Origin of the sequence: Mesorhizobium robiniae, from assembly GCF_040545535.1 — a bacterium.
GTDB lineage: Bacteria > Pseudomonadota > Alphaproteobacteria > Rhizobiales > Rhizobiaceae > Mesorhizobium > Mesorhizobium robiniae.
In genome coordinates this window covers 474,763-483,312 of record NZ_JBEPMC010000006.1, presented here as the reverse complement: position 1 = coordinate 483,312, position 8,550 = coordinate 474,763, and the positions used below count along the sequence as shown (strand labels likewise).

Here is an 8,550-nt window from a genome sequence, read left to right as displayed (position 1 = left end):
CCACCCGATACGACAAGCTCGCCAGGAACTTCCTTGCTGGCATCCTCCTCGCCGCCGCAATAACTTGGTGGCTCAATTGAGTCCGGACCCTAGTCTGGCGGCACGGTTGGCTCGTTGCGACGGGCAACGCCATGATCAGTGCTGCGCATGGTGAGCGGCAGGCCTATCGGGCTGTTCCGTCAATTTCGCGGAACGGATGAGCCGCCTCCCGGCAGGAACGCGAGCGGCCATCGTCGGAAGAGCCCGGCGTCGCGCGATCAGACTAAATCAGGCCAAACTCCGGTCGCCCTGGCGCGTGCCAGAAGCCGTTCTGCGAGCCGGAGATGCGGCCGGTCGTACATCTTGCCGTCGATGCCGACGACGCCGGGATTTCCAGCCGCCTCGAATGCCTGGACAACCGCCATGGAGTGTTTCACCGCCTCGGTCGACGGCGTGAAGACGGCGTTGATGACCGGGACTTGCGCCGGATGGATCGCCATCTTGCCGGTGAAGCCGTCGCGCTCCGCTTGTGCGCACTCGGCTTCAAAGCCGGCCATGTCGCGGAAACCGGGAAAAACCGTGTCGATCGCAGCGACTTCCGCGGCACTTGCGGCGAGGATGGTCATGGTGCGGGCGAAACGGAACACATCTGTGTAGCGGCCATTTTCGTCGCGGGCCGCGCGCGCACCGATTGCGGCCGAGAGATCTTCCGCGCCCCAGGTGATGCCCGCCAGCCGCGCGCTTGCCTTTGCGTAGGTCGCAGCAGCCAGCACGCCGGCGGCCGTTTCGGTGACGATCGGCAGAATTTTGATGCCGCCATCCGGCACGCCGTTCTCGGCCTCGTGCACCCTGAGCTTGGCCGACAGATGCTGCACGTCCTGTCCGCTGTTCGACTTCGGCAGCATGATGCCGTCGGGTTTCACCGGCACGACTGCAGCCAGATCGTCATCGGTCAGGCCGGTCGAGAGATCGTTGATGCGTATATAAATCGCGGACTTGGTTTGATGACGGTGTTCGGTGATAAAGTGTGCTGCGGTGTCGCGCGCCAACACCTTGTTTTGGGGCGCGACCGAATCCTCAAGGTCGACAATGACAACGTCGGCGCCGGCGCCAAACGCCTTTTCCAGCTTCTTTTCGGAATCGCCGGGAACGAACAGCAGCGAGCGCATCGGTCAGGCCGCCTTCTTCATCATCATCGCCTGCCTCGTGCATTTGGCAACCAACACGTCTTTTTGATTGTAGGCGCGGTGCTCGAACTCGACGATGCCGCGGTCCGGCTTCGATTTCGAGTCGCGCACCGACACCACCGTCGTCTCGACGCGGATGGTGTCGCCGTGGAACACCGGATGCGGAAACACCGTCTCACTCATGCCGAGATTGGCAACGGTGGTGCCGACGGTGATGTCGTTCACCGAAATCCCGATCATCAGGCCCAGCGTGAACAGCGAATTGACCAGCGGCTTGCCCCACTCGCTCTTTGCGGCGAAGTCGAAGTCGATGTGCAGCGGCTGCGGGTTCAGCGTCATCACCGAAAACAGCATGTTGTCGCTTTCGGTAACGGTTTTGCGCAGCGTGTGCCGGAAGACATGGCCGACGACGAACTCTTCCAGATAAAGCCCGGCCATGGTCGCTCATCCTCCGATGCGAAGATTCAAAGTGTCAGAGCGTACTTTTCGCAAGGACGCACGTCGCTCTAAGGTTGATAGGCGCTGCATACCGCGCTCGCAAGCCAGTTAACAAACATGGTGAACCGTTCGTAAACCATTTCTGCTTACGGTCTTCATGGGGACAGAACGGGCTTGGGCAAGGGGCGTAGCGGACGGCATGGTTGTTTCGCATTTCCTGAAATGGATTTACACGGCAAGGGTCTCGGAGCGCGCCGCCGCGGCAAGCGCACTGGCCCGCGCCTACATCAATGCCGATCTGCCTTTCGAGGACCGCTGCGCGGCTGAAGCGGCGCTGACCCTACTGCTCGACGATGCCTCGTCGAAGGTGCGGCTGGCGATGGCTGAGGCGCTGTCGATGAGCCATCACGCGCCGCTGCAGATCATCAGCGCGCTGGCGTCCGACCAGCCCGAAGTCGCAAGCCTGGTGCTGGCACGTTCCCCGATGCTCACCGATGCTGATCTGATCGACCGCGTTGCCCGCGGTCAGAAGGCGACGCAGAAACTGATCGCGGATCGTCCGCGCGTCTCCATGGCGGTCGCCGCGGCGATTGCCGAAATCGGCGAGCCGGAAGCCTGCGCCACGCTGCTCGCCAACAGCGGCGCCGACATCGCTTCGCTCAGCTTCCGCCGTATCGCCGAGCGCCATGGCCATCTGTCCCTGGTGCGCGAAGCGCTGATCACTGACGCGCGTTTGCCTGCCGACTGCCGGCATATGCTGCTGATAAAACTTGGTGAAACCCTTAAAGGCTCGCCGCTGGTGGTGGCGCTGATGGGACATGCCAGAGCCGAGCGCGTCATGCGCGACGCCTGCGTCAAGGCTTCCGTGACACTGATCGAAGGCACGCGCCGAGAAGAGCACGCTGCGCTCGTCGAACATCTGCGCCTGCGGGGTGCCCTGACCGCAAGCTTCATCATTCGCACCATCGCGCATGGCAAGGTCGACTTCTTCGGCTCGGCGCTGGTCGCGCTCAGCCAGCAATCCGAACAACGGGTGAGGGCGCTGCTGGCCGGCGGGCACGATGTGGCGCTGCAGGCGCTGTTCCGCAGTGCCGGCCTTGCCGCGGCCACGCACGCGATCATCCTGCGTGCGCTGAAGATCTGGCGCGAGGTTGCCAATGGCAAGCGCCTGGCCGGCGTTCAGGAAGTCAGCTGGCTGATGCTGAAGGAACTGGGCGGCCAGTCAGCCGAAGGCGATCTCGCCGGGCTGGTCAAGTCGATCCATCTCGATGCACTGCGCGAAAACGCGCGTGGCCACGCGCTGGCGATAGCAGCGGCTTAGAGTCCGTTCTTCGCAAAGAAAGCCGGAAAATCCTCGATCGCCCCGGCGATGATGCGCAGCGAGGCTGCGATCTGCAACATTTCGGTGGCGTCGCTTCGCTCGGCAATGGCAGTTGCATACTGCCGCGCGACAGTGATGATCGCCGTTTGCGGTTCGCCGGGTTGCCCGAAGAGCAGTTCGCGCGCCAGTTCCCGCAGGAAATTGGTGATTGAAAGTGCGGTTTCGGCGGGGACCGCTGAACTTTGCTGCGCATTGCGCAGCTGCAGGATTTCAAGGCCGACTGTGACGGCGGCTATGCTGCCGCCGAGAACGGCATCGCCTTTCTTGCCGATGCGCTGCATGAGCGGCATTAGTTGATTAACCCGGTCATAGGCGAGGCTTTCGAACGCCTCGCGTCTTGGCACGCGCTGATGCAGGCAGAGGCGCGCCAGATCTTCCCGCATGGCTCGCAAGATGCGGCCGACGGTGACCCACGGATCGGCGGGCAACACAGCGACGAAGACGCCGATCGCCAGAAGAATGCCGACCAGGACGGATGCCGAACCGGCGAAGAATGGTCCGGGGTCGTAGGACATGGCCTGATGCGGGTTGAGGAAGGCGAGGAAATTGATGGCGAAGGCGGTCGCCACGCCGACATAGCGCGGATTGGCAATTGCCAGCGCCGCGGGCACCAGGATCGGCACGACGAAGAGTGCGAACCAGCCGAAGCCGGGCAGAGCGGGGAGCGCGACCTGGCCGACCAGAAATGCAAAGGGCAGGGCCAACAGCGTTCCCTTGAAGAAGCCCCAGGCCGATTGCACGGGATCGGGACGCGCGGCAAACAGACTGGAGACGACGGCGACAAGGATGACTGTGCCCGCTGCTTCGGACCATTTTGTCGTCAGCCAGAAGGCGGCGACCAGTAGGGTGGCAAGTGCCGCGCGCACCGCATTTCGCCACGCGGCGTGGTAGTCGCGGTGTACGACCAGCGCCGGGTGCCTGCGTTCACGCGTGCGGCGCGAGGCCGGCGCTCGTAACGCGTCCAGGCCACGCAGCACTTGCTTCAGGGCCTCCGCAAAATCGGCAGCGATGGTGAGGCGGGTGACTGCGCCGACCCTGTCATCGCCTCGGCCTGCCACCATGTCGGGCGTTTGCCGTGCCCTGTCGGCGATCGCGTCGAGCCGCGTCACCCAAGGTGCCGTGTCCTTCAACGCGTCGGGCTTGGCTGCCAATTCGCCGACGAGGGCCTGCAACTCCGTGCGCACCGGTATGAGGGCCGCATTTTTCGGTGCGGCATGGGCATGCAGCGCGCGCGCCGCGGACAAGGCCGACAAAAGCTGGCCGATGGTGCGGCGGACCGGATAGGCGCGCGTCGCGAAGCTCGGCGCTTCCAGCCTTGCATAGGCTCGCATTTCACTCAGCGTCTGGGCGTCTGCGATCAGCTTTCGGTGCAGGTTGGCTAGCGTCGCGGCGTCGCCGCCGGAGAACGCGCCGCCAGCATAGGCCGCAAGGTCGAGGATACAGCGCTTCAGCCTGCCGATGATGGCGTCAGCCGCCAGTTTCGGCAGGATCAGCCGGCTGGTCAGGGCGGCGCAGACGATGCCAAGCACGATCTCCGCACAGCGCGCCACAGCGAGATCGACAACGAGATGTGGCTGGCCGAAAGCCGGCAGGCCGATGATCATCGCCGTATAACCGGCAAGCGCCGCGCCATAGGCTTCAGGGTTGCGGAGCAGCGACGAGACGAGGGTACAAAGGCCTATCCAGACGGCAAGCGCCGTGACGAGCAGCCAGAGGTTGGCGCCAAAGACCGTGGTGGTGCCGATTGCCGCCAGCGCGCCGGCCAGTGTGCCGAGCAGCCGGTAGAAGCCCTTCGCCAGCACCATGCCGGCGACCGGCTGGGCAACGATGAACACCGTCATCATCGCCCATTGAGGGTGGTCGAGCTTGAGGGCGTAGGCGGCGAGGAGTGCGATCAGTCCGGCAGAAACCGTGCGCAGAGCGAAAATCCAATCCGAGCGCGTTGGTGGCGTCAGGCCGGCGAACCTCGCGGCAAGATCGCTCCGCAGCCGGTCCCAGATCACACGCTCATCTCCACATTCGATGCGAACGGGTAGAAGATGCTCAGATATCCAGCACTTCCGTCGCGGCGAACTCCGCGCGTTCCTGGATGAAGCGGAAGCGGGCTTCCGGCTTGGTGCCCATCAGCGCGTCGACCGCATCCTTGGTGGCGGTCTCGGCGTCGATCACATCGACCCTGAGCAGCGTGCGCTTCCTCTGGTCCATGGTTGTTTCCTTGAGCTGGGCAGCCATCATTTCGCCGAGCCCCTTGAAGCGGCCGATTTCTACCTTGCCGCGTCCGTTGAATTCGGTGCGCAGAAGCTCGTCTTTATGCGCATCGTCGCGGGCGTAAGCGACCTTGCCGCCTTGCCGGATCGAATAGAGCGGCGGCACCGCCAGATAGAGATGGCCGCCGCGGACCAGGTTCGGCATCTCCTGATAGAAGAAGGTGATCAGCAACGAGGCGATGTGGGCGCCGTCGACGTCGGCGTCGGTCATGATGATGACCCGGTCATAGCGCAGATCCTCGTCGCGGTATTTTGAGCGTGTGCCGCAGCCAAGCGCCTGGATCAGGTCGGAGATCTGCTGGTTGCCGGCAAGCTTGTCGTTGCCGGCGCTGGCGACGTTGAGAATCTTGCCGCGCAACGGCAGAACTGCCTGGCTGGCGCGGTCGCGCGCCTGTTTTGCCGAGCCGCCGGCCGAATCGCCCTCGACGATGAAGAGCTCAGCGCCGGCCGCGGCATTCTGCGTGCAGTCGGCGAGCTTGCCGGGCAGGCGCAATTTGCGCACAGCGCTCTTGCGCGACACTTCCTTTTCCTGGCGGCGGCGCACCCGTTCGTCGGCACGCGCGATCACCCATTCGAGCAGCTTCGAGGCTTCCTGCGGGTTGTCGGCCAACCAGTGATCGAAGGGATCGCGGATGGCGGTCTCGACGATCCTGATCGCCTCGATCGTCGCCAGCCTGTCCTTGGTCTGGCCGACGAATTCCGGCTCGCGGATGAACACCGACAGCATGCCGGCGGCCGAGATCATGACGTCTTCCGAGGTAACGATCGAAGCACGCTTGTTGCCGACCAGATCGGCATAGGCGCGCAAGCCGCGCGTCAAGACGTTGCGGAAGCCGGCCTCGTGCGTGCCGCCTTCGCCGGTCGGAATGGTGTTGCAGTAGGAATTGAGAAATCCGTCGCCGCCGAACCAGGTCACCGCCCATTCGAGCGAGCCATGGCCGCCTTGCCTGTCGCTCTTGCCGGCGAAGATTTCGCGAGTGACCTGGAATTCGTCGCCGAGTGAGGCTTTCAGATAATCCTTGAGGCCACCGGGAAAATGGAACTCGGCCTTGGCCGGCGTCGTGTCCTTCTCCTTGATCAGCGAGGGGTCGCAGGTCCAGCGAATCTCAACGCCACCGAACAGATAGGCTTTCGAGCGCGTCATGCGGTAGAGCCGCGCTGGCTCGAAAGCAGCGCCTTTGCCGAAGATCTGCTCGTCGGGATGGAAGCGGATTTTGGTGCCGCGGCGATTATGCACCTCTCCGAGCTGCTCCAGACCGGTCACCGGAACGCCGCGCGAAAAACGCTGGCGGTAGAGCTGGCGGCCGCGTGCGACCTCGACTTCGAGATGGTCCGACAGCGCGTTGACGACGGAGACGCCGACGCCGTGCAGGCCGCCCGAGGTCTCGTATACCTTGCTGTCGAACTTGCCGCCGGAATGCAGCGTCGTCATGATGACTTCGAGCGCCGGCTTCTTGAATTTCGGATGCGGATCGACCGGAATGCCGCGGCCATTGTCGGTGACGGCCAGATATCCGTCGGCGGAAAGCTCGACATCGATGAAGGTCGCATGGCCTGCCACCGCCTCGTCCATCGAATTGTCGATGACCTCGGCGAACAGATGATGCATCGCCTTGTCGTCGGTGCCGCCAATATACATGCCAGGCCGGCGCCGCACCGGCTCCAGCCCTTCGAGAACCTCGATGTCGGCGGCGCTATAGCTTTCACTGCCGTCGCGGGATGCCGGGCGCTTCGCCGCCTGCACCAGCGGGTCGGCCGGGCGCGCGGCGGCGCGAACCGGTTGCGGCTGCTTGTCCATCGTGCCGAAAAGATCGTTATTGTCGTCCATGCTGGTCCTGGATTCCGATGCTGCGAATCACCACCCGATACTGCCACGCTTTTTGCGGGCAGGCGACGGAGGTTCCTGTTACGTTCGAGGATAGAGCCTCTTACTGCAAAACCACTCCACAACCAAGCGGCAGCTTGGCGCATCGACGCTTTGTAAACCTTGTCCGAAGGTTGCGCCGGAAGGTTGGCCGAAAAACGGTATCAGCGCACTGCCGCTGACCTAGAATGCAGCGGAACTCCTGAAGAGGCTGCCGCTTACGCATGTTGGATTACAGTTCGCTCCTGCTCGCGGCGGCGCTGTCGGGCACGTGCCTCAGCATCACCATGTTTGCGATCTGGTTCACCGCGCCACAGGCACGCTCTATGCTGACGGTGGCGTGCGGCATTCTTGTGCTCGTCGTGCATGTGGTCTTGTTTTGGCACTATGCCAGGGATCCCAGCCCCTGGCTTTGCCAGATTGTGCTTGCGCTTCTCAGCCTGGGCTTCCTGATCCTGTGCCTGTCGGCCATGCAATATCTCGGCATGCGCGACTATAGGCGCGCGGTTCTGCCGACACTGGCTGCGATGGCCGTTTGCGCGGGCGCGACGTATCTCGGGTTTGACGGTGTCGGCTTCATCATCACCTACGCGACGGTAACCGCGCTGCTCTTGGCTATGGGAGTGATTTTCTGGGTCAAAGGCGATCATGACAGCCGGATATTGCTGGTCGTTTCGTTCCTGAGCGGCGTCTGTGCGCTGTCCTTCGGACTTTGCGGCGCGGTCCTGCTGGTCAAGGGCCAATGGGTGCTCGGCATTGCGCCCGACAACTGGGCCGAACGGTTGAATTCCGTCGTGTCGGTCGCCTGCATGACCGGGCTCGGTGCTTTGACGTTCTCGCTCCACCATTTGCGGGCGCAGATCGAATTAAAGGCCGAGACCATGACCGACCCACTGACCGGGCTGATGAACCGGCGGGCGTTAACGGCATTCTACGGTGAACGGGTTTTCGGTCCGTTCATGTCCGTCGCCATATTCGACCTCGATCATTTCAAGAGGACGAACGACGTATTCGGTCATCCCGTTGGCGATCAGGTTCTGCGCCGCTTCGCCGCTGTCATCAGGAGATATGCCAGGACCGGAGTCGATGCTTTCCGGCTGGGCGGCGAAGAATTCGTGCTGGTCATGTCTCGGATGACGGAAGAGAAGGCCTATGACATCGCGAGCAAGATCAGCGTCGCCTTCGGCACGGAAGTCGTCGCCACCCAGCTTGGTCCATTGCGCAGCACGGTCAGTGGCGGCATCGGCTTTGGCGGGACAGGCGGCACCAGTCTCGACGATGTGCTTGCCGAAGCCGACGCGGCACTCTATGCGGCAAAGCGCGCCGGTCGAAATCGCGTCGTCGCCCAGAACAAGGCGAGCAAGGCCGACGCGCCGGCCTTGCGTTCTGCCTGATTGAGGCTTCTATCTTTTTGTTAGACCATGATCTTGCCCG

General features: G+C 63.2%; 6 protein-coding genes. 2 read left to right on the top strand and 4 right to left on the bottom strand.

What is annotated here, in order from left to right:
• Positions 1-257 precede the first annotated feature (257 nt).
• Together ABID19_RS19555 and ABID19_RS19550 are read right to left on the bottom strand one after the other, a co-directional pair.
• A complete protein-coding gene (locus tag ABID19_RS19555) occupies positions 258-1,148 on the bottom strand; it encodes an HpcH/HpaI aldolase/citrate lyase family protein (protein ID WP_354492552.1) in 891 nt (296 codons plus the stop codon).
• A gap of 3 nt (positions 1,149-1,151) precedes the next feature.
• A complete protein-coding gene (locus ABID19_RS19550; protein WP_354492551.1) occupies positions 1,152-1,604 on the bottom strand; it encodes a MaoC family dehydratase in 453 nt (150 codons plus the stop codon).
• Between the two features lie 199 nt (positions 1,605-1,803).
• Here ABID19_RS19550 and ABID19_RS19545 point away from each other — a divergent pair, with 199 nt between their 5' ends.
• Positions 1,804-2,925, top strand: coding sequence for a DUF2336 domain-containing protein (locus ABID19_RS19545; RefSeq protein ID WP_352930714.1), 1,122 nt, complete (start codon positions 1,804-1,806; stop codon positions 2,923-2,925).
• Here ABID19_RS19545 and ABID19_RS19540 read toward each other — a convergent pair.
• Together ABID19_RS19540 and parE are read right to left on the bottom strand one after the other, a co-directional pair.
• Positions 2,922-4,988 (bottom strand): FUSC family protein, encoded by a 2,067-nt coding sequence (locus tag ABID19_RS19540; RefSeq protein ID WP_354492550.1) that lies wholly within the window; start codon positions 4,986-4,988, stop codon positions 2,922-2,924. The genes ABID19_RS19545 and ABID19_RS19540 overlap by 4 nt on opposite strands.
• Before the next feature lie 40 nt (positions 4,989-5,028).
• Positions 5,029-7,080, bottom strand: coding sequence for a DNA topoisomerase IV subunit B (parE, locus tag ABID19_RS19535; protein WP_354492549.1), 2,052 nt, complete (start codon positions 7,078-7,080; stop codon positions 5,029-5,031).
• A 260-nt stretch (positions 7,081-7,340) separates the two neighbouring features.
• Between parE and ABID19_RS19530 the strand changes: the two genes are divergently transcribed.
• Positions 7,341-8,510: a GGDEF domain-containing protein gene (locus ABID19_RS19530; RefSeq protein WP_354492548.1), complete on the top strand. Its 1,170-nt coding sequence runs from the start codon at positions 7,341-7,343 to the stop codon at positions 8,508-8,510.
• Positions 8,511-8,550: the final 40 nt, after the last annotated feature.